Source organism: Methyloversatilis sp. S146-33, from assembly GCF_059552495.1.
In genome coordinates, this window is sequence record NZ_JCANOT010000032.1 from 90596 (window position 1) to 111025 (window position 20430).

At 66.7% G+C, this 20430-nt stretch carries 18 protein-coding genes; 12 read left to right on the plus strand and 6 right to left on the minus strand.

Annotation, left to right across the window (positions count from 1 at the left end; all coding sequences use genetic code 11):
• Window positions 1-16: 16 nt before the first annotated feature.
• From pabB to AC51BJ_RS13410, 3 genes are read left to right on the plus strand one after another with little or no spacing between them, the layout of a single operon-like run.
• The gene (gene pabB / locus AC51BJ_RS13400) at window positions 17-1819 is read left to right on the plus strand and encodes an aminodeoxychorismate synthase component I (RefSeq protein WP_496280548.1); all 1803 of its coding nucleotides are present in this window, start codon (window positions 17-19) and stop codon (window positions 1817-1819) included.
• Complete coding sequence (locus AC51BJ_RS13405) at window positions 1794-2885, plus strand: aminopeptidase (RefSeq protein WP_496280549.1); 1092 nt, start codon at window positions 1794-1796, stop codon at window positions 2883-2885. The genes pabB and AC51BJ_RS13405 overlap by 26 nt, the downstream gene beginning before the upstream one ends.
• On the plus strand, window positions 2882-3421 hold the full coding sequence (locus tag AC51BJ_RS13410; RefSeq protein WP_496280550.1) for an adenine phosphoribosyltransferase: 540 nt from the start codon (window positions 2882-2884) through the stop codon (window positions 3419-3421). Before AC51BJ_RS13405 ends, AC51BJ_RS13410 begins: the two co-directional genes overlap by 4 nt.
• 1 nt (window position 3422) lies before the next feature.
• Here the strand turns inward: AC51BJ_RS13410 and epsL are convergent, their stop codons facing one another.
• Window positions 3423-4670, minus strand: coding sequence for an XrtB/PEP-CTERM-associated polysaccharide biosynthesis outer membrane protein EpsL (epsL, locus tag AC51BJ_RS13415; protein WP_496280551.1), 1248 nt, complete (start codon window positions 4668-4670; stop codon window positions 3423-3425).
• A 201-nt stretch (window positions 4671-4871) separates the two neighbouring features.
• Here epsL and AC51BJ_RS13420 point away from each other — a divergent pair, with 201 nt between their 5' ends.
• The 4 genes from AC51BJ_RS13420 to AC51BJ_RS13435 are packed head-to-tail and all read left to right on the plus strand — an operon-like array spanning window position 4872 to window position 8452.
• Window positions 4872-6206 carry an undecaprenyl-phosphate glucose phosphotransferase gene (locus tag AC51BJ_RS13420; protein WP_019918464.1) on the plus strand — a complete coding sequence of 445 codons (1335 nt, stop codon included), beginning with the start codon at window positions 4872-4874 and terminating at the stop codon, window positions 6204-6206.
• A gap of 4 nt (window positions 6207-6210) precedes the next feature.
• On the plus strand, window positions 6211-6564 hold the full coding sequence (locus AC51BJ_RS13425; protein ID WP_496280552.1) for a VanZ family protein: 354 nt from the start codon (window positions 6211-6213) through the stop codon (window positions 6562-6564).
• On the plus strand, window positions 6564-7211 hold the full coding sequence (locus tag AC51BJ_RS13430; RefSeq protein WP_496280553.1) for a lytic transglycosylase domain-containing protein: 648 nt from the start codon (window positions 6564-6566) through the stop codon (window positions 7209-7211). The genes AC51BJ_RS13425 and AC51BJ_RS13430 overlap by 1 nt, the downstream gene beginning before the upstream one ends.
• Entirely contained in the window at window positions 7211-8452 is a 1242-nt protein-coding gene (locus tag AC51BJ_RS13435; RefSeq protein ID WP_496280554.1) for a TIGR03862 family flavoprotein, read from the plus strand. Before AC51BJ_RS13430 ends, AC51BJ_RS13435 begins: the two co-directional genes overlap by 1 nt.
• Here AC51BJ_RS13435 and AC51BJ_RS13440 read toward each other — a convergent pair.
• The gene (locus AC51BJ_RS13440; protein ID WP_019918468.1) at window positions 8440-9450 is read right to left on the minus strand and encodes a class 1 fructose-bisphosphatase; all 1011 of its coding nucleotides are present in this window, start codon (window positions 9448-9450) and stop codon (window positions 8440-8442) included. The two genes, AC51BJ_RS13435 and AC51BJ_RS13440, sit on opposite strands and share 13 nt — an antisense overlap.
• 167 nt (window positions 9451-9617) lie before the next feature.
• On the opposite strand from AC51BJ_RS13440, the gene AC51BJ_RS13445 reads away from it, so the two are divergent.
• Window positions 9618-10877, plus strand: a complete 1260-nt coding sequence (locus tag AC51BJ_RS13445) for a D-amino acid dehydrogenase (RefSeq protein ID WP_430433819.1) — start codon at window positions 9618-9620, stop codon at window positions 10875-10877.
• Here AC51BJ_RS13445 and AC51BJ_RS13450 read toward each other — a convergent pair whose 3' ends face one another.
• Window positions 10878-11750 (minus strand): NAD(P)-dependent oxidoreductase, encoded by an 873-nt coding sequence (locus AC51BJ_RS13450; protein ID WP_496280555.1) that lies wholly within the window; start codon window positions 11748-11750, stop codon window positions 10878-10880.
• Between the two features lie 10 nt (window positions 11751-11760).
• Window positions 11761-12645 carry an NAD(P)-dependent oxidoreductase gene (locus AC51BJ_RS13455; protein ID WP_024300470.1) on the minus strand — a complete coding sequence of 295 codons (885 nt, stop codon included), beginning with the start codon at window positions 12643-12645 and terminating at the stop codon, window positions 11761-11763.
• A gap of 147 nt (window positions 12646-12792) precedes the next feature.
• Here AC51BJ_RS13455 and ybiB point away from each other — a divergent pair, with 147 nt between their 5' ends.
• A complete protein-coding gene (gene ybiB / locus AC51BJ_RS13460; protein WP_496280556.1) occupies window positions 12793-13704 on the plus strand; it encodes a DNA-binding protein YbiB in 912 nt (303 codons plus the stop codon).
• A gap of 27 nt (window positions 13705-13731) precedes the next feature.
• Here the strand turns inward: ybiB and AC51BJ_RS13465 are convergent, their stop codons facing one another.
• Together AC51BJ_RS13465 and AC51BJ_RS13470 are read right to left on the minus strand one after the other, a co-directional pair.
• Window positions 13732-15219, minus strand: a complete 1488-nt coding sequence (locus AC51BJ_RS13465; protein ID WP_496280557.1) for a methyl-accepting chemotaxis protein — start codon at window positions 15217-15219, stop codon at window positions 13732-13734.
• A 32-nt stretch (window positions 15220-15251) separates the two neighbouring features.
• On the minus strand, window positions 15252-15965 hold the full coding sequence (locus AC51BJ_RS13470) for a hypothetical protein (protein WP_496280558.1): 714 nt from the start codon (window positions 15963-15965) through the stop codon (window positions 15252-15254).
• A 182-nt stretch (window positions 15966-16147) separates the two neighbouring features.
• Between AC51BJ_RS13470 and nirB the strand changes: the two genes are divergently transcribed.
• The 3 genes from nirB (at window position 16148) to AC51BJ_RS13485 (ending at window position 20424) form a co-directional block, all read left to right on the plus strand.
• A complete protein-coding gene (gene nirB, locus AC51BJ_RS13475; protein ID WP_496280559.1) occupies window positions 16148-18616 on the plus strand; it encodes a nitrite reductase large subunit NirB in 2469 nt (822 codons plus the stop codon).
• A gap of 149 nt (window positions 18617-18765) precedes the next feature.
• Window positions 18766-19086: a nitrite reductase small subunit NirD gene (gene nirD / locus AC51BJ_RS13480; RefSeq protein ID WP_304001226.1), complete on the plus strand. Its 321-nt coding sequence runs from the start codon at window positions 18766-18768 to the stop codon at window positions 19084-19086.
• A gap of 123 nt (window positions 19087-19209) precedes the next feature.
• Complete coding sequence (locus tag AC51BJ_RS13485) at window positions 19210-20424, plus strand: nitrate/nitrite transporter (RefSeq protein WP_496280560.1); 1215 nt, start codon at window positions 19210-19212, stop codon at window positions 20422-20424.
• Window positions 20425-20430 lie beyond the last annotated feature (6 nt).

A 20430-nucleotide genomic window follows, 5' to 3' on the forward strand; every position in this document is an offset into this window, starting at 1 on the left:
CGCTGCCGGCAACACCATGAAATTCATACTCGATTTCTCGACCCCGGACAGACTGCCACGCCGCCTCGTGTTCGGCGAACCGCTGGAAGTGGTTCGCGCGGACCACGTGGACGCCGTCCGCCCTGCCTTGCGTCGCGTGGCCGAGGCCACGCACGGCGGTCTGCACGCGGTCGGCTACGTCGCCTACGAGGCGGCGCCCGCCTTCGATCGCGCGGCGCGCGTGCGCAGCGGATGCAGCGTACCGCTGGTGTGGTTCGGCCTGCACCACGCCCCGATCGACTGCGGCCCTGATGCACCGGCCCCGTTCGAGGTGCCGGCATGGGAACTGGATACCGGGCGTGACGAATACGGGCAGGCGATCGATGCAATCCACGCCGCCATCCGCCGCGGCGACGCCTACCAGATGAATTACACGGTGCGCGCCCGCGCGCGCTTTTCCGGCGACGCGCAGTCCTACTACGAGCAATTGCGACAGGCGCAGCAGGCCGAGTTCTGCGCCTACGCGGACATCGGCACCCACCACATCCTGTCGGCGTCGCCGGAGCTGTTCTTCGCATGGCAGGACGGCGTGCTGACGACACGGCCGATGAAGGGCACCGCACGGCGCGGCCAATTGCCGGAAGAGGACGCCGAACTCGCGCGCTGGCTGCGCGATTCGGAAAAGAACCGCGCCGAGAACCTGATGATCGTCGACCTGCTGCGCAACGACCTGTCGCGGCTGTCGATGCCGGGTGGCGTCCGGGTGCCGCACCTGTTCTCGATCGAGAACTACCCGACCGTGCTGCAGATGACCTCGACCATCACCGCGCGCACCCGCCCCGAAGTGACGCTGGACGACGTGTTTGCCGCCCTGTTCCCGTGTGGCTCGATCACCGGCGCGCCGAAGCTGAAGTCGATGGACATCATCGCCGACCTCGAGAAATCGCCACGCGCGGTCTACTGTGGCGCGATCGGTCACGTGGCCCCCGGCGGTGCGGCGCGCTTCAACGTCGCCATCCGCACGGTCACGCTCGACGCAGCAAGCGGACGGATGGAGTGTGGTCTGGGCGGCGGCATCACCTGGGATTCGGTCGCCGCCGACGAGTACGCCGAAGTGCAGACCAAGAGCCGCTTCCTGACGCGCGCCGGCAATGGCTTCGAACTGTTCGAAACGCTGCTGCTGGTCGATGGCCGCTACGAACTGCTCGACCGCCACCTCGCCAGACTCACCGCCTCGGCACGCCATTTCGGTTTCGCCGCGCCGCAGGATCCGGCGGCGGTGCTGGCAGCGCACGCGGCGGCACACCCGCAGGGTCGTCTGCGTGTGCGCCTGCTGTGCGCCGCCGACGGCCGCCTGCGTATCGAAAGCAGCGCTGCTGGCGAGCCCGACAACAGCCCGCGCAAGGTCAGGCTGGCGTCGGCACCGGTGTCCCGCGCCGAACCGCTGCTCTATCACAAGACCACACGCCGGGGCATTTACGACGCCCACCTGTCGCAGGTCGCCGGCAGCGCCTTCGACGTGCTGCTGTGGAATGACGCCGGCGAGCTGACTGAATTCACGCGCGGCAACCTGGTGCTCGACATCGATGGCGGCCGGTACACGCCGCCGGTATCCAGCGGCCTGCTCGATGGCACGCTCAGGCGCGAACTGGTGGAGCGCGGCGAACTGATGGAACGCGTGCTCACCTGTGAGGACCTCGGCCGCGCCCAAGCCGTCTGGTTCATCAACAGCGTACGCGGCTGGATACCGGTCACCATCGACAACGCGCCGCTGGACACGGCCCCCGCTGTCGTGCCCGCCTACGCCGACCCCTATGCCGGACACCGCGACGCGGGCTGAGCGGCGCCGGCACCTCGGCCTCGTCGTCGGCCTGGCGCTGCTGCTCGGCGGCTGCAACGGCAGCTTCTCGCCACGCTACTACTGGCAGGCGGCACACGGCCAGTTCGAGCTGTGGCGGCTGGCGCGGCCGCTGGCCGAGGTCGATGCCGACCCGTCGAACACGCAGACGCTGCGCGACAAGCTCGCACTGGCGGCAGAGATCCGCGACTGGGCCAGCCGCGAGATGGCCCTGCCCGACAACGGCAGCTATCGCCGTTACGCCGACCTCGGACGGCCGTTCGTGGTCTGGAACGTGTTCGCCACCGAGCCGCTGTCGGTCAAGCCGCGCCAGTCCTGCTTCCCCATCGCCGGCTGCGTCAGCTATCGCGGCTTCTTCGCCGAAGCCGACGCACGCCGCCACGCCGACGCACTGGCGCGCGAGGGACTGGACGTGCACGTGAGCGGCGTGCCGGCCTACTCGACGCTGGGCTGGTTCGACGATCCGCTGCTGAACACCTTCATCCACTACCCGGAAACGGAACTGGTGCGTCTCATCGTGCATGAACTGGCGCACCAGATCGTCTACGTGCGCGACGACACCGAATTCAATGAGTCCTTCGCCAGCGCGGTGGAAGAGGAAGGCGTGCGCCGCTGGCTTGCGCGCCCCGGCAAAGAAGGGCTGCGCGAAGGGTTCGAGCGGGCGCAGCGGCTGCGCAGCGATTTCTCAGCGCTGGTGATCCGCTACCGCGACGCCCTGGACACCCTTTATCGCAGCGATATGGCGGATTCCGAAAAACACGCCGGCAAGGCGCGCCTGCTCGAAGAACTGGGCGCGGATTATCGCGCTCTGCGCGAGACGCGCTGGGCCGGCTTCCGCGGCTACGATCGCTGGTTCGCGCAGGACATCAACAACGCGACGCTGGCGTCAATCGGCCTCTACACGGCAGCCAGACCGGCCTTCACGCGACTGATCGCCGCCTCACCCGACATGCCCGCCGTATGGGCGACCATGCGCGAGCTGGCTGCGCTGCCGCGCGACGAACGACGCGCCCGGCTCGGCCTGCCCGCCATCCAGGAAACGCCATGACATATCCGTCCGACCTTGCACCGCTGCGCGCGCTGATCCGCACCATTCCCGATTTTCCCGAGCCGGGCATACAGTTCCGCGACATCACACCGCTGCTGGCCGACGCGCGCGGCTTGACGCAGGCACTGGACGCACTCGAACGCAGCATCGAACCGGGCAGCGTCGACATCGTCGCCGCCATCGAGGCGCGCGGCTTCCTGTTCGCGGGCGCGCTGGCGCAGCGACTGGGCGCCGGTCTGGTGCCGGTGCGCAAGCCCGGCAAGCTGCCGGGCCCGACGCTGGGCGTCGACTACGCGCTCGAGTACGGCAGCGACCGGCTGGAAATGCACGTCGGCGCTTTCGCCAGCGGGTCACGCGTGCTGGTGCTGGACGACCTGATCGCCACCGGCGGCACCGCCGTGGCCTGCGGCGAACTGGTCGAACGCGCCGGCGGCCGGCTCGTCGGCTTCCGCTTCCTGATCGATCTGCCGGCGCTCGGCGGGTCGGCCCTGCTCGCCGCGCGCGGCTGGAATAGCCACGCGCTGCTGCAGTACTGACTCAGAACAGGTACTGCAGCGACATCGATATGCTGTCGGTGCGGTACTGAAAGAAATTGACGTTGGAATCGCGACGATCATGGCGCCACTGCGCGCTGGCGCTCAGGTTGCGCTGAATGGACCACGTCGCGCCCACACTGTAAGTGTAGAGGTCCTCGGTACGCTGAGCCGCGCGATCACCCAACAGCGCCAACACCGCCGGATCGATGAAATCGCTGTTACCACGACCCTGCCCATCACGGGCGCGATACTGCACGAGTCCATCTACCCGCAGCTTCCCGGTGACATACCAGACCGGGGTCAGGCTATAAGTTTCGGTCTCGAAATAGGTGGTGAAGTTGTCGTCGAGCCCGCTGATCTGGCGCTGCGCGTCGAAGGTCAGGCCCAAATGGCCGGTCGGTCGCCATTCCCACGAAAACCTCCCGTACACGTCGTCGTAATTGCGCGTCGGCGCCCGCTCGTGCTCGCGTTTGGACACCCCGACCGAGGCCGACAGTTTCGAATGCCCGACTGGCTGCCAGCGCACCCGAAATTCGGCGTCCTTTTGCTTGTAAGCATTGTCGCGAAGGACGCTGGCAGCGCGGTTTGGAAAGTCCCCTCGGCTCTCGCGCCCCAGCAGCTCGAATGCGGTGCCACCTCGCGTCGTGTAGCGTACTCCCGCCTCGAAGCGATCGATGTCGTAATCACTCGGACGACGTACCGCCGCATCATTACGTTGAGTATCTCGGTTCAGGCTGCCAAATAGCGCCCAATAAGCATCAACCATATAGCTTCCATCGAAGCGCCAAGTTTCCGCGTCGACAAGATTCTTAGTCGGCTCCGCCGGCCGAAAATCGCCGAAACCGAGCATGTAGCGTCGCTTGGTGTAGCTCAAGTTGCCGCTCAGGTCGCTGCCGACGGTCCAGCGCCAGCCAGCAGCGAGGTTATAACCATCGTTATCGAGCAGGCTGAGGTCGTTGTACCGCGTACGGTTGAATGTGGTGTTCGCGGTAAGCACCTGCCGACCCAGACGCTTCTCGCCAACGATGCCGACGCTGAGTATGGTGCTGTGGTCGCCGCGAGGTGCGTTCGGCCCGAAGGACGTAGGTTCACTGTCATCGGGCAGATAGAACACGTTGTCGACATATTGCCAGTTCGCCGAGGTGACCAAGCTGAACACATCGTCCTCGTCCGCGCGGACGTGGTCCGCAATCGGCAGCGTCAGTAACAACAGCACAACGGGCAAACATTTTGAAATGTTATTGTTCATCGAAGAGAGTATGAATGCGGGCCGTGACGCTTTTCTTTCCAGCGCGCAAATCGTGAAAATACGCAAAAACGCTTCCGGTATTCTAGCCGGCACGTCGTCTGCAGGTCTCCAAGTCCATTGAATTCACCGGTTTCATTCCCGATGCTCGCCAAGTTTGAGCGTAACACTTCCGTATTGCGGGCACCGTTGAGCCTTTCCGGCATGGTCGAAATGTTCCTCGACCCGCTGTCGCTCATCCTGTCGCTGATCGCCTGCGCGCTCTACTACGGCGATACCGTCGACGCGCGCTATGTCGTGCTGTCGCTCGTCGTCTTTTCGCTGTCCTTCCCCGGCTCGTCGCTGCTCAGCATGCGGCCGCGTCGGGTGATCCGGCAGACCGTCATCAGCTGGCTGCTGATCGCCTTCATCCTGCTGTTCTTCGGCTACGCGAGCCAGTACATCGAGAACTTTCCTTACGAGGTCGTGGTGTCCTGGCTGGTCGCGGCGCCGCTGACCCAGCTGGTCGCCCACTTCGTTGCCCGCGGCTATCTGCAGCGGGCCGCCGCGCAGGAAGCGAACCAGACCCGCGTCATCATCGTCGGCTGCAACGATATCGGTGTGTCGCTGGCCGAACAGTTCGAAACCAATCCTTATCTGGGCGTGCGCTGCGTCGGCTACTTCGACGACCGCGCACCCGAGCGCATCACCCAGCTCAACGGCCTGCCGCTGCTCGGTCGTCTGCGCGATCTCGCCGCCTACGTGAAGGCGAACCGCATCGACCAGATCTACCTGGCGCTGCCGATGGCCAGTCAGCCGCGCATCCTGTCGCTGCTCGACGACCTCAAAGATACGACGGTGAGCATCTTCTTCGCACCGGACATTTTCCTGACCGACCTGATCCAGGGGCGCATGGACTACGTTGCGGGCGTCCCGGTGGTGGCCGTCTGCGACACGCCCTTCACCGGCATCAACGGTCTGGTCAAGCGCGCGAGCGACATCGTGCTGTCCATCATCATCCTGCTGCTGATATCGCCGCTGCTGCTGGCGATCGCGATAGGCGTGAAGATGAGCTCGCCCGGTCCGGCACTGTTCCGCCAGCGCCGCTACGGCCTCGACGGCAAGGAAATCGTCGTCTACAAGTTCCGCTCGATGACCGTGCAGGAGGACGGCGGCGTGGTGAAGCAGGCCACCCGCAACGATCAGCGCATCACCCGCTTCGGCGGCTTCCTGCGTCGCACCTCGCTGGACGAACTGCCGCAGTTCATCAACGTGCTGCAGGGGCGCATGAGCATCGTCGGCCCGCGGCCGCACGCGGTGTCGCACAACGAAACCTACCGCAAGCTGATCAAGGGTTACATGGTGCGTCACAAGGTGAAGCCGGGGATCACCGGCTGGGCGCAGGTGAATGGCTATCGCGGCGAAACCGAAACCGTGGACAAGATGCAGAAGCGCATCGAGTACGACCTCGAGTACCTTCGCACCTGGTCGCTCGGGCTGGACCTCTGGATCATCGTCAAGACGGTTGCCGTCGTGTTCAGCGACCGCAATGCCTACTGAGGTCATGCGTCTGGAACCTTATCTGCAGTGGGCGGCCGGGCTGGTCGCCCTGACGATGATCGCCAGCCTGATCCGCCTCGGCGAAACCTCGCTGGCGGTCGGTCTGATTCCGTCGCCCTGGGACAAGCTCGCCCACGCCGGCACCTTCGGCGTGATCGCGCTGTCGCTGTGGCTGGCGACCGGCCGGCGCTGGCTGTATGCGTGCGCCGGACTGGCGCTGGCGCTGGCTTGTTACGATGAGTGGCGGCAGCTCATGTTGCCGGGGCGCGAAGCCGATCTTTACGATCTGCTCGCCAACACCGTCGGCATCGCGCTGGCGGTCTGGTTCGCCACCCGACTGACTTCGAAGGAAGGCTGATGCGCACGCCCGTCATGCTGCTCGCGACACTGCTGATGCCCGTTGCCCACGCCGGCGACACTGCGGACTATCGGTTGCGGCTGCAGGGCGGCGCCGACTATCGTCTCCATCAACCCGAATCGCCGCGCATTTCCGAGGCTGAACGCAAGCAGGCTCGCCGCGAAGCGCTGGGCAAACTGCCATTCTCGGCGCAGATTGAGGCGGCGGCCGAGGCTGGCGGCATCGAACCCGAACTGCTGCACGCCGTCGTCCATGCCGAGTCGGCCTATAACCCGCGCGCGGTGTCGCCCAAAGGTGCGCTCGGTCTGGCCCAGCTGATGCCGTCCACCGCCCGCATGTACGGCGTATCCGACGCACTGAAGCCCGCCGACAATCTGCGCGCCAGCGCGCGCCACCTGCGCGACCTGCTGGATGACTTCGGCGACATCGAACTGGTGCTGTCCGCCTACAACGCCGGCGCTGGCGCGGTCAGAAAGTACGGCGGTGTGCCGCCCTACGCGGAAACCCGCGCCTACGTGCCCAAGGTTGCCGGCCGCTACGAGGCGCTGAAGAAGCAGGCCGAAGTGCCCGAGCCGCCGCTTCCACCGAGCCCCTACCGCCTACGCAGCGACGACACTGCGCTGCGGCTGGTGCAGACACCGGACTGATGCCCGCACCGTCCAGCGCCGCTCAGGTCGCCATCGTCGGCGGCGGACCGGCCGGGCTGATGGCGGCCGAGGTGCTGTCGGCGCGCGGCATCGCGGTCGATCTTTACGACGCCAAGGCCTCAGTCGGCCGCAAATTCCTGCTCGCCGGCAAGGGCGGCCTCAATCTGACGCACGCCGAAGCCGCCGATCTGTTCGTTACGCGTTACCGCGAACGCCACGCCGAAGTCGGCCACTGGCTGGCCGAATTTGATGCGGCCGCGCTGCGTGACTGGTGCGCGGGTCTCGGCATCGACACCTTCGTCGGCAGTTCCGGGCGGGTGTTTCCGACCGACATGAAGGCGGCACCACTGCTGCGCGCGTGGCTGACGCGGCTGCGCGCAGCTGGCGTGCGCTTTCACATGCGCCAGCGCTGGACCGGATGGAATGACGCCGGCGCACTGACCTTCGACACGCCAGACGGCGAGCGGCAGGTTGACGCGCGCGCCACACTGCTTGCCCTCGGCGGCGCCAGCTGGCCGCAACTTGGCTCCGACGGGACCTGGATGCCGCTGCTCGACGCACGCGGCGTCGCACTCGCGCCACTGCGCGCCGCCAACTGCGGCTTCGACATCGATTGGAGCACGCACTTCGCCGAGCGCCACGCCGGCGTACCGCTGAAGACCGTCGCCATCCGCTTCGACGGAATGGACGCGACGCCGATCGAACGACGCGGCGAGTGCCTGGTCAGCGCGCACGGCCTCGAAGGCAGCCTGATCTACGCGCTATCGGCCGCGCTGCGCGAGCGCATCGAACGCGACGGTCACTGCGACATTGCGCTCGACCTGCTGCCAGCGCACGACGCGGCACGCGTACTCGATGAAATCCGCCGCCCGCGGGGCTCGCGTTCGCTCAGCTCGCATCTCGCCAGCCGCCTCGGCCTGGGCGGCGTCAAGCTGGGGCTGGTGCACGAGGTACTAGACAAGGCCGCGATGGCCGACCCGTCACGCCTGGCGGCGACGCTGAAGGCGCTGCCGCTGCGCCTGCGGCGCACACGGCCGGTGGCCGAGGCCATCAGCACGGCGGGTGGCGTGCGGCTGGAGGCGCTGGACGACGGACTGATGCTGAAGGCACTGCCCGGCGTTTTCTGCGCTGGCGAAATGCTGGACTGGGAGGCGCCGACCGGCGGCTACCTGCTCACCGCCAGCATGGCCAGTGGCCGCGTCGCGGCCGCCGGCATCGCGCGCTTCCTTCAGACGGCGTGATAGCCGGTCACGCGCTCGACTTCATTCTTCGACCCCAGAATGACCGGCACACGCTGGTGCAGCTTTTCAGGCTGGACGTCGAGGATGCGCTGGTAACCCGTGGTCGCCGCGCCGCCCGCCTGCTCGATCAGCATCGCCATCGGATTGGCCTCGTACATCAGGCGCAGCTTGCCCGGCTTGGTCGGGTCCTTGGTGTCCTTCGGATACATGAAAATGCCGCCGCGGGTCAGGATGCGGTGCACGTCCGCCACCATCGAACCGACCCAGCGCATGTTGAAATCCTTGCCGCGCGGACCGCTCTTGCCGGCGATCAGCTCGTCGATGTAGCGCTTGACCGGCGCTTCCCACCAGCGCGCGTTCGACGCGTTGATCGCGTATTCCTTGGTGTCTTCCGGCACGCGCATGTTTTCGGTCGTCATGACGAAACTGCCGGTCTCGCGATCCAGCGTGAACGCATGGACGCCGTTGCCGACCGTCAGCACCAGCTGGGTGGCCGCGCCGTACACCGCATAGCCGGCTACCAGTTGCTGGGTGCCGGGTTGCAGGAAGGCCTTCTCGTCGACCGGCTCGACGCTGCCATTCAGTTCCGGGCAGCGCAGCACCGAAAAGATGGTGCCGACCGAAATATTCACGTCGATGTTGGACGAGCCGTCCAGCGGATCGAACAGCAGCAGGAATTCGCCCTTCGGGTAACGGTTCGGAATCTGGTGCGGCAGGTCCATCTCCTCCGACGCCATCGCCGCCAGATGACCGCCCCACTCGTTCGCTTCGAGCAGGATTTCGTTGGCGATCACGTCCAGTTTCTTCTGCACCTCGCCCTGCACGTTCTCGCCACCGGCCTCGCCGAGCGAATTGGTCAGGCCGCCCTTGCCGACTGCGTTGCCGATCGCCTTGACCGCGCGGGCGACGACTTCGACCAGGAAGCGCAGCTCGGCGCAGATGCGCTCGCCGTCGCGCTGTTGCTGGATCAGGAACTGGCTCAGGGTGATGCGGGACATGTGTCGCGACTCCGGAATGGCAGGAAATGCATTATCGTGCACAGCACCATGATCCGGGTCGCACGATTTCACGTCCGACCGATTTGAACGCCGGCAGCGCGCCCTGCGCACGGAACCGGCAGCGGTCGCCCCCGGTCATCCACAGCGTCGTCCATAACTAGAACCGCATGCACATCCTCGTTCTGGGTGCCGGCGTCGTCGGCATCACCACCGCCTGGTACCTGCGCCAGGCCGGTCACACCGTGTCGGTCATCGACCGGCAGGCTGATCCCGCAATGGAAACCAGTTTCGCCAACGGCGGCCAGATTTCGGTCAGTCACGCCGCGCCCTGGGCCTCACCGCAGGCACCGATGATCGGGCTGCGCGGCCTGCTCGATTCGAATGCCCCGGTGCGCTTTTCGCCGACCGCCAACCACCGTCAGTGGCGCTGGATGGGCGCCTTCCTGTACGAGTGCCTGCCCGGCCGCATGCGTCGCAACACCGATGCGCTGGCGCGACTGGCGGTCAGCAGTCAGGCCGAGCTGCAGTCACTGCGTCACGCGCTGAAACTGGAGTATGACCAGTCGGCGAGCGGCATCCTGCACGTGTTTTCCGAGCGTCGTGAATTCGAGCGTGCCCGTGCGCGCGCGGAGTGGCTGGCGCCTCACGGCATCCGCATCGACAGCTGCGACGCTGCGCGCTGCATCGACATCGAACCGGCGCTGGCGAGCAGTCAGCGCACACTGGTGGGTGGCCTACACGCACCGAACGACGAAACCGGCGACGCGCACCGCTTCACGCGGGCGCTGGCCGCCGCCTGCGCCGATGCCGGCGTTACTTTCCACTACGAAATCACGGTCGAGGCGCTGGACATCCACGAAAACACGGTACGCGGCGTCGCCGTGCGCGACGCGCGCGGCGTGCGCGGCCTGCTGCGCGGCGAACAGGTGGTGTGCGCGCTCGGCACGCACACCCGTCAGCTGGTCGAGCAGCACGGCCCGCGACCGGCGCTGTACCCGATCAAGGGCTACTCGATCACCTTCCCGGCCGGACCGAATGCGCCGCGCACCAGCCTGACCGACGAGGAACACCGCATCGTGCTGTCGCGCCTCGGCGACCGCGTGCGCGTCGCCGGCATGGCGGAACTGGGCGGACTCACGGTGACGATAGAACCGGAGCGCGTGCAGTTGCTGACCCGGCTGGCGCGCGAACTGTGTCCGGACGCCGGCGATTTCGACGCGGCTGAGGCCTGGGCCGGCCTGCGTCCCTGTACGCCGGGCAATGTGCCGCTGATCGGCCGCAGCCGGATCGATGGCCTCTGGTACAACACCGGCCACGGCTCACTCGGCTGGACCCTGGCCTGCGGTTCGGCCAGGCTGCTTTCAAGGCTGATGGACGGTCAGGACCCGGCCTTCGACTTCCCCTGTCTGACCGGCCGACGACACTGATCAGGCGCTGCCCGGCCCTTCGAGTACGGTGAGCAGGGCCGAGGTGTCCAGCGTACCGCCGCCCTGCGCCATCAGGGCATTGAGTTGCTGCCACACCGCGGCCGACAGCGGCATCGCCAGCCCCAGTTCGACCGCTTCGCCGAGCACGATGCCCATGTCCTTGTGATGCAGGCGCGACTGCACGCCAGCGGAAAAATCGCGCGTCACCATCTTGCCGCCGAACAGCTCGAGTGCGCGCGACGAAGCCGAGCCGTGAAGCATCGCCTCGCGCACCTTGCCGAAATCGACGCCGCTGGCCGCGGCCAGCCGCGCCGCTTCGGCCGCCGCCTCGATGAAGGCGCACAGGATGAGCTGATTGCACGCCTTGGTCACCTGCCCTGCGCCGTTCGGCCCGACATGCACCTGGGTGCGGCCAACAGCCGACAGCAGCGGCTTCATGCGCTCGAACACCGCCGCCTCGCCGCCAACCATGATGGCCAGCGTCGCCTCGATGGCGCCGCGCTCGCCACCCGACACCGGCGCATCCAGCATGTCGATGCCGCGCGCCTTCAGCGCCGTGGCGATGTCGCGCGCCACCGACGGCGGAATGGTGCTGTGGTCGATGAAGGCGCAGCCGGGCGCTGCGCCCTCGATGACGCCACGCGGGCCCAGCGCCACCTCGCGCACGTCGGCACCGGTGGTGACGATGCAGCACACGGCATCCATGCCGCGCGCGCAGTCTGCCGGAGAAGCTGACGGTCGCGCGCCCTGGTCGAGCAAGGGCTGCATCGATTCAGCGCGACGCGCCCACACGGTCACCTCGTGCCCGGCGCGCAGCAGATTGGCCGCCATCGCGCGGCCCATCGCGCCCAGACCGATGAAACCGATCTTCATCGCGAGCCCCTCAACGCTCGACGCCGCCGAGACCTTCGAGCACCTTCAGCACGGCGATCGAATCCTCCTCGCCCAGCCCCTGGCCGACCATCGCGTTCAGCATCTGCGCCGCCGCCGCCGCCGAAGGCAGCGCGAGGCCCATGCGGTGCGCCTCGTTCATGACGATGCGCAGATCCTTCTGGTGCATCCACGACTTGAAGCCCGGCTTGAAATTGCGGTCCAGCATGCGCTGACCGTGGTTTTCCAGGATGCGGCTGTAGGCGAAGCCGCCGAGCAGCGCCTCGCGCACGCGTGCCGAATCGACGCCGCTCTTCTCGGCGAAGGCGAAGGCTTCGGCCAGCGCCAGCACACCGACGCCGGTCAGAATCTGGTTGCAGGCCTTGGCCACCTGGCCGGCGCCGCTGTCGCCGACGCGGGTGACGTTCTTGCCCATCAGCTGGAACAACGGCAGCACGCGGTCGAACGCTTCCTGCGTGCCGCCGGCCATGATGGTGAGTGCTGCGTTGATGGCACCGACCTCACCGCCGGACACCGGCGCGTCGATCATCGACACGCCGCGCGCCGCCAGGCGGGCGGCGATGGTGCGCGCCGAATCCGGCGCGATGGTGCTCATGTCTACGAAGATCAGGTCGGTACGCCCGGCCGCGCCTTCAGCGATGCCCTGCGGGCCGAGCGCCACCTGCTCGACGTCCGGCGCGTCGGCCACCATCGAGAACACGACATCGGCTTCGCGCGCGACGTCGGCGATGGTCGAGTGAAAGGTCGCACCGCTGTCGCGGAACGGTTCGAGCGATTCGGGGCGACGCGCCCAAAGGTGAAGGCTGTGACCGCCCTTGGCCAGATGCCCCGCCATCGGGCGGCCCATCAATCCGAGTCCGATGAAACCTACTTTCATGTCCGTCTCCTTATATGTATGCGTCGCTGTGCGCAGAGCGGCTCTGACCCCGCGGCAGGCGCCGGTGTTCCGGCGCGCCCGATTCGACTGCATGGGAATATAACGCAGGCCGGCACGGGGTTCGGGCGCGGGCATAATCCTGTACCCATGAACTACACGAAACAGATCAAGGAAATCGGCCGCGGCGCCAAGGGCTCCCGTTCGCTGTCGCGCGACGACGCGCAGGCGCTGTTCGCCGACATGCTCGACGGGCGCGTGCCGCCGCTGCAACTGGGCGCCATCGTGCTGGCGATGCGGATCAAGAGCGAGTCGCTGGACGAACTGCTGGGCTTCAAGGCAGCGATCGACGCTCGCATCGCCCACGTCGCCGCGCCGGCGGGCGCACGCACCGTGGTTCTGCCGACCTACAACGGCGCCCGCCGCCGCCCGAATCTGATGCCCTTGCTGGCGATGCTGCTGGCACGTGAGGGCATTCCGGTACTGATCCACGGCCGCTTCGATTTCGACACCCGCGCCGACCCGTTCGCGCTGCTGCGTGCGCTCGATCTGCCGATGGCGGACAGTCCGACGCACGCCGGCGAACTGCTGGCGGCGCAGCGCATCGCCTGCATCGGCGTCGACAAGCTGCTGCCTGGCCTGGATGCGCTGCTGTCGCTGCGCCCGCAACTGGGCGTGCGCAACTCGGGCCACTCAATGACCAAGATGATCGATCCGATGCCCGGACGCAGCGTGCGCGTGGTGCCGGTGACGCACCCGGAATACCTGGAGAAGATGACGCAGTTCCTGCGTCTGGACGGTGGCCGCTCGATGCTGATGCGCGGCACCGAGGGCGAGGCCTATGCCAATCCGGCGCGCCGACCGCAGATCATCGGCTTCATCGATGGCGTCGAATCGGTGCTGTGCGAAGCGGAGGAAGGCAGCGCGCTGACGCAGCCCGAACCCGGCATCGAGGCGCAGGCGAACGCCCGCCTGATACGCGAGATGCTGGAAGGACGCAGCGCGATGCCCGCGCCGCTGCTCGCCCACCTCGACGCCTGCCGGCAGCTCGCCTGTACCTGAGCGCGGTGCGGCAGCAGGTCGACCGCTTCAGCTCACCCTGAACTGGCTGCCTGCGTCGACCAGCGACTGCGCCATCGCATTCAGCTGCGCCGCCGTCGCGCGGTCTTCGGCCGCCATCGCGGCCGTGCTGTCGGCCAGCGCCGCGACCTGCTCGACCCCGGTTGCGATCTCGGTCGCCGCCTGCGACTGTTCCTTCATCGAATCCGAGATGCCGACGATGATGGCCATCATCGCCGCGATGTCCGCGGACACCGCGGCGATCGACTGACTGACTTCGCCGACGCGATCGACGCCGCGCTGCGCGGTGGCGACCGTGCTGGCGACGCTGTGCAGCGCCTCGTCCTTGCTCGCCTGCATGGCCTCAACGGTGCGGGCGATGTCCTCAGTCGCGTTGCGGGTGCGTTCGGCAAGCTTGCGCACCTCGTCCGCCACGACTGCAAAGCCGCGCCCCTGTTCGCCCGCACGTGCCGCTTCGATGGCTGCGTTCAGGGCCAGCAGATTGGTCTGGTCGGCGATCTCCTTGATCAGCGCGACGATGGATTTCACGCTTTCGAACTGCGCGCCGATCCGCTGCATGCCGTTCTCGACCTCGTGGATGGACGCGCCGGTATGGCGAATCTCGTCGGCCAGCGTGTGCATCACCGCCACCCCTTCGTCCGCCGACACGCCGCCGCGGCGCACGCGGAGGCTCGCCTCCTCGGCGTTCTGCGCAATCTGCTGGATGGACGCCGTCAGTTGCTGCACGGCCGAGGCCATGCGTTGGGTTGCTTCGCTCTGCTGACCGGTCGAGGCGGTCACCTGCTCCGCGTTGGCCACCATCGTGTCGGCCACGCGCTGCGCGCTGGCGGACTCGGTCACCAGCAGGCTCACGGTGCGCGACAGCCGTGCGCGCATCTGCTCCATCGCGGCGAGCAGCGGCATGCCCGCCTGCTGCGGAATTGCCGACGCGAGATCGCCGGCGCCGATGCGTTCCGCCGCCTCGCCGACGCGGGCCGCCTGCAGCGCCTCGCGCGACAGGCCCAGCGCCATGTAGCACAGCAGCCCGGCCTCGGCCACGACGAATGCTGCGTGCACCAGCACCATGTTGAAGTTGGCGCCGCCATTGAAGATGAACACGCCAAGGCCGGCTGCCTGCATGAAGTTGAACGCCAGGTGATGCACGGCGATCAAGCCGGCGGCCACCAGCACCGGCCGCCAGTCACGGTAATAGAGCAGGAAGGCGAGCAGGACGAAGATGCTGAAGTGCGCCTCGATCAGGCCACCGGTGAGCTGGATCAGCAGCGCGGCCAACACCATGAAGGCACTGGCGAAGCCGGTGCGCGACACCAGCGAGCCCGGCGCCATCCGGAACAGCGCATAAGGCACCAGACAGGCCGGCACGCCGACCAGCAGAGCGGTGGTCAGACCGCCTGAAATGGCTGCAAGGACGATGCACACCGCGGACAGAACGGTCGCGGTGCCGAGCATGACCCGGTCTGCGCTGACGGAATAGGCGTGAAGCGCGTGGTCGTTCATCGTGAAGGTCTCCAGAGGATGTTCTTGTCCGGTCAGTCGCGGGTCACGCAGACACCGACCGGATTGTTTTTCATGTGCGCAAGCAGCACGCCCCCGCTGGCGACGAGCCAGCTTGCGAGCAGGCACCAGGCGAGCGCGGTGCGGCCTGTTCCGGTGCGGCGCTTGGAGTGGTCAGGGCCTCGATCGTTCATGACGTGTTTAACGGCCCCGCCGGTACTTACTGGAGCGCACCGGCGTGAAGAGCGGCTGCACCAGATCCGTGCGAGGACGGCCCGACCGGCGACGGCCAAGCGCTCCGGGAAGACCTCGAAATCCAGGCAACAACTCATATGAATCAGCAGGTTGAACCCCTCGGAGCGACGGCTCCGAACGGGTGAAACAGACCTGGCAAAACTTTTGCTTTGTTGATACCCGTGAGAGGGCTGGCCGCGCGTGCGGGCATCCCTGCACCAGGCTTGGTTCACATCGGCACCATCGAAGTTCGCCTCCCGGCATAGCCGGCACGGCGGACCTGGATAGAAAGGCCAGGGCACACACGACGCAACGATGCGCCGTGCCCCGGCTGGTCGCCCGGTCACTGAAGCAGGTCGAAGACAAAAGGCGGGCGCAAGCCTGCGACACACCGGCACCGCATCCAGGATGGAGCGGCTGTCGTCAACGCTGCGGGACGCATCGAATGCGCCGCGCAGCCCGGTTTTATCGGCTTCGTCTCCCAATGGCGGGACACGACCGACCAAGCGCGTCATTTGCCGACCGGCACGATCCGGTCACGAAAGGTTTTGCCCTACAGGCGCCAGCGATGCTGCAGGCGCAGGTCTGTGCTCGTCCCTGCGAACCCTACCGGTCCGCGGCGGCACAGCCGGGCAAGGAATGTCGGCTGCACCCGGTGCGGTCTGTTATTGCAGCAATCGGTAGAAGGAACGGGGACATGGAAAAGAAGCGTCTGGTCATGGTCGGCAACGGAATGGCGGGCTGTCGCACGCTGGAAGAGCTGCTCAAGATCGCACCGGAGATGTACGACATCACCGTGTTCGGTGCGGAGCCGCATCCGAATTACAACCGCATCCTGCTGTCGCCGGTGCTGGCCGGCGAAATGACGGTGCAGGACATCATCCTGAACGACTGGGACTGGTACCGCGACAACAACATCACGCTCCACACCGGCAAGAAGATCGTCAAGATCGACCGCAAGGCGCGCAAGGTGTTCGCCGACGACGGCACCGAAGCGGAATACGACCGCCTGCTGCTCGCCACCGGTTCCAACCCCTTCATCCTGCCGGTGCCGGGCAAGGACCTGCCGGGCGTGATCGCCTACCGCGACATCGCCGACACCGACGCGATGATCGAAGCCGCCGCCACGCGCAAGCACGCGGTGGTCATCGGCGCCGGTCTGCTCGGACTTGAAGCGGCCAACGGTCTGGCGCTGCGAGGCATGCAGGTCACCGTGGTACATCTGGCGCCGTGGATCATGGAACGCCAGCTCGACAAGCCCTCGGCCGACATGCTGCAGGCCTCGCTGGAAAAGAAGGGGCTCGCCTTCCTGCTGGAAAAGCAGACCGAATCGCTGATCGCCGGCGCCGATGGCCGGGTGTCCGCGGTGCGTTTCAAGAGCGGCGAAACGATTCCGGCCGACCTCGTCGTGATGGCCGCCGGCATCCGCCCCAACACCACGCTGGCCGAATCGGCCGGCATCCACTGCAACCGCGGCATCGTCGTCAATGACACGCTGCAGACCTACGACCCGAAGATCTACGCCGTCGGTGAGTGCGTGAACCACCGCGGCATCGCCTACGGCCTGGTCGCACCGCTGTTCGAACAGGCCAAGGTGTGTGCCAACCACCTCGCCCAGTACGGCATCGGCACCTACAAGGGCTCCGTCACCTCGACCAAGCTGAAGGTGACCGGCATCGACGTGTTCTCCGCCGGCAACTTCATGGGTGGCCCGGGCTGCGACGACATCGTGCTGCACGACCCGGCGGGCGGCGTGTACAAACGCCTGGTGCTCGAAGGCGAGCGCCTGGTCGGCGCCTGTCTGTACGGCGACACCGCCGACGGCAGCTGGTACTTCCAGCTGATCAAGGACGGCCAGGACATCCACGCCGTGCGCGACCACCTGATGTTCGGCCAGAACCACCTCGGCGACGTCGGCCACAAAGGCCAGACCCAGGCCGCCTCGATGCCTGACAGCGCCGAGGTCTGCGGCTGCAACGGCGTGTGCAAGGGCACCATCGTCAAGGCGATCAAGGAGAAGGGCCTGTTCTCGCTGGACGACGTACGCAAGCACACCAAGGCCTCCAGCTCCTGCGGCTCCTGCACCGGCCTGGTCGAACAGATCCTCGCCTCCTGCGTCGGCGGCGCCTACACGCCGGCCGATTCCAGCTCGAAGCCGATGTGCGGCTGCACCGACATGAACCACGGCGACGTGCGCGCCGCCATACGCGACCGCCACATGATCGACATCCCGACCGTGATGCGCGAGCTGAAGTGGAAGACGCCCAACGGCTGCGCCTCCTGCCGCCCGGCGCTGAACTACTACCTGATCTCGACCTGGCCGCACGAAGCGAAGGACGACGCGCAGAGCCGCTTCATCAACGAGCGCGCCCACGCCAACATCCAGAAGGACGGCACCTACTCGGTGGTGCCGCGCATGTGGGGCGGCCTCACCACACCGGGCGAACTGCGCGCAATCGCCGACGCCGCCGAGAAATACAAGGTGCCTACGGTGAAGGTGACCGGCGGCCAGCGCATCGACCTGCTGGGCGTGAAGAAGGACGATCTGCCGGCGATGTGGGCCGACTTCGCCAAGGCCGGCATGGTGTCCGGCCACGCCTACGGCAAGAGCCTGCGCACGGTGAAGACCTGCGTCGGCGCCGAGCACTGCCGCTTCGGCACTCAGCTGTCCATGGGTCTGGGCGTCAAGCTGGAAAAGATGCTGTTCGGCATGTACAGCCCGCACAAGGTGAAGCTCGCCGTGTCCGGCTGCCCGCGCAACTGCGCCGAAGCCGGCATCAAGGACGTGGGCGTGATCGGCGTCGAATCCGGCTACGAAATCTATGTCGCCGGCAACGGCGGCATCAAGACCGAAGTCGCGCAGTTCTTCTGCAAGGTGAGCAGCGACGACGAAGTGATGGAGTACTCCGGCGCCTTCCTGCAGCTTTACCGCGAAGAGGGCTGGTACCTCGAGCGTACGGTGCACTACATCGAGCGCGTCGGTCTCGACTACGTGAAGGGCAAGGTGGTCGATGACGCCGAGAACCGCAAGGCGCTGTACGAACGCCTGCTGTTCGCGCTGCAGGACTACAAGGACCCGTGGCTGGAGCGCGCCGAAGCCGACGCGAAATCCGAGCTCGGCCGCGAGTTCCGCACCATCGCCATCAAGCAGGCGATGAAGGCTTGATTCAGGGATGAGGAGCCAGAGGCTAGGGGCTGGCAACAGCGCCACCTCTCGCGCGGCAAAGCCGCGCCTGTTCCCTGTTCCCTGGCCCCTAGCTCCTAGCCCCTGACCCCTGGCCCCCAGCCCCTCCAGATACCCATACAGGAATCCTCATGAGCACCGAAACCTCCACTTGGGCGCACGTCTGCGCACTCGAAGACATCCCCCTGCTCGGTTCGCGCGTAGTGAGCGCCGACGCCGGTGACATTGCCATCTTCCGTACCGATGGCGACCGCGTGTTCGCGGTGCATGACAAGTGCCCGCACAAGGGCGGCCCGCTGTCGCAGGGCATCGTACATGGCGACACGGTCACCTGTCCGCTGCACAGCTGGAAGATCAAGCTCGAATCGGGCGAGGCGGTAGCGCCCGATGTCGGCTGCACGCGCGGCTTCGACGTGAAGGTCGAAAACGGCCAGGTACTGCTGAAGGCCTGAAGCCTTCGCCCGGCGGACACGGCACCCACCGGCCGCCGCAACTTCGTTCAACACAGATCCCGAAGAACGGCTGTACGCAACGTTGCGCGCAGGCCGGACTGATAACGGGGAGGTCATCCGCCGATGGACAGGAAAGCATTTCTCAAGGCCGGCCACACGCCCACGCTGTTTGCCGCCTTTCTCTACTTCGATCTCGCCTTCATGGTGTGGGTGCTGCTTGGCCCGCTCGGCGTGCAGATCGCCCAGGACCTGCAGCTCACGCACGCCCAGAAGGGCTTCATGGTGGCGGTGCCGGTGCTGGCCGGCGCGCTGCTGCGCATGCTGATGGGCGTACTGGTCGATCACCTGCAACCGAAGAAGGCCGGCGCCATCGGTCAGGTCATCGTCATCGCGGCGCTGTTCGTCGCCTGGCAGTTCGGCATCCACAGCTATGAACAGGCGCTGCTGCTCGGCTGCTTCCTCGGCTTCGCCGGTGCCGCCTTCGCCGTCGCGCTGCCGCTGGCCTCGCGCTGGTATCCGCCGGAGCACCAGGGCACAGCGCTGGGCATCGCCGGCGCCGGCAACTCGGGCACCGCACTCGCCGCGCTGTTTGCACCAGGTCTGGCCGCGGCCTTCGGCTGGGTCAACGTATTCGGCCTGGCGCTGATCCCGCTCGTCGCCGTGTTCATCTTCTACCTGCTGGTGGCGAAAGACGCGCCCGAATGCCCGCCGCCGAAGACGCTGGCCGAATACCTGAAGGTGCTGAAGGACCGCGACGCCTGGTGGTTCATGTTCTTCTACAGCGTCACTTTCGGCGGCTTCGTCGGTCTGGCATCGTCGCTCACCATCTACTTCAACACCCAGTTCGGGCTGGACGCGAAGATGGCCGGCTATTTCACCGCTGCCTGCGTGTTCGCCGGTTCACTGGTGCGGCCGATCGGCGGCAATCTGGCTGACCGCATCGGCGGCATCCGCACGCTGAGCATGATGTACGTGATCGCCGCCGCCTTCCTGTTCGGCGTGAGCTTCGGCCTGCCGCAAGCCTGGATGGCGGTGGTCGTATTCGTCGGTGCCATGCTGGCGCTGGGCATGGGCAACGGCGCAGTGTTCCAGCTGGTGCCGCAGCGCTTCCGTCGCGAGATTGGCGTGATGACCGGTCTGGTCGGCATGGCCGGCGGCATCGGCGGCTTCTACCTTGCGTCCTCGCTCGGTTACTCGCGCGAAGTCACCGGCAGCTACCAGACCGGTTTCGTCGTGTTCGCCGTGCTGGCGGTCGCCGCGCTGGTCGGCCTGACCCGCGTGAAGACGCGCTGGCGCACCACCTGGGGTGCGGCACACCTGACGTCGGCGCGCATCTGAGCAGGG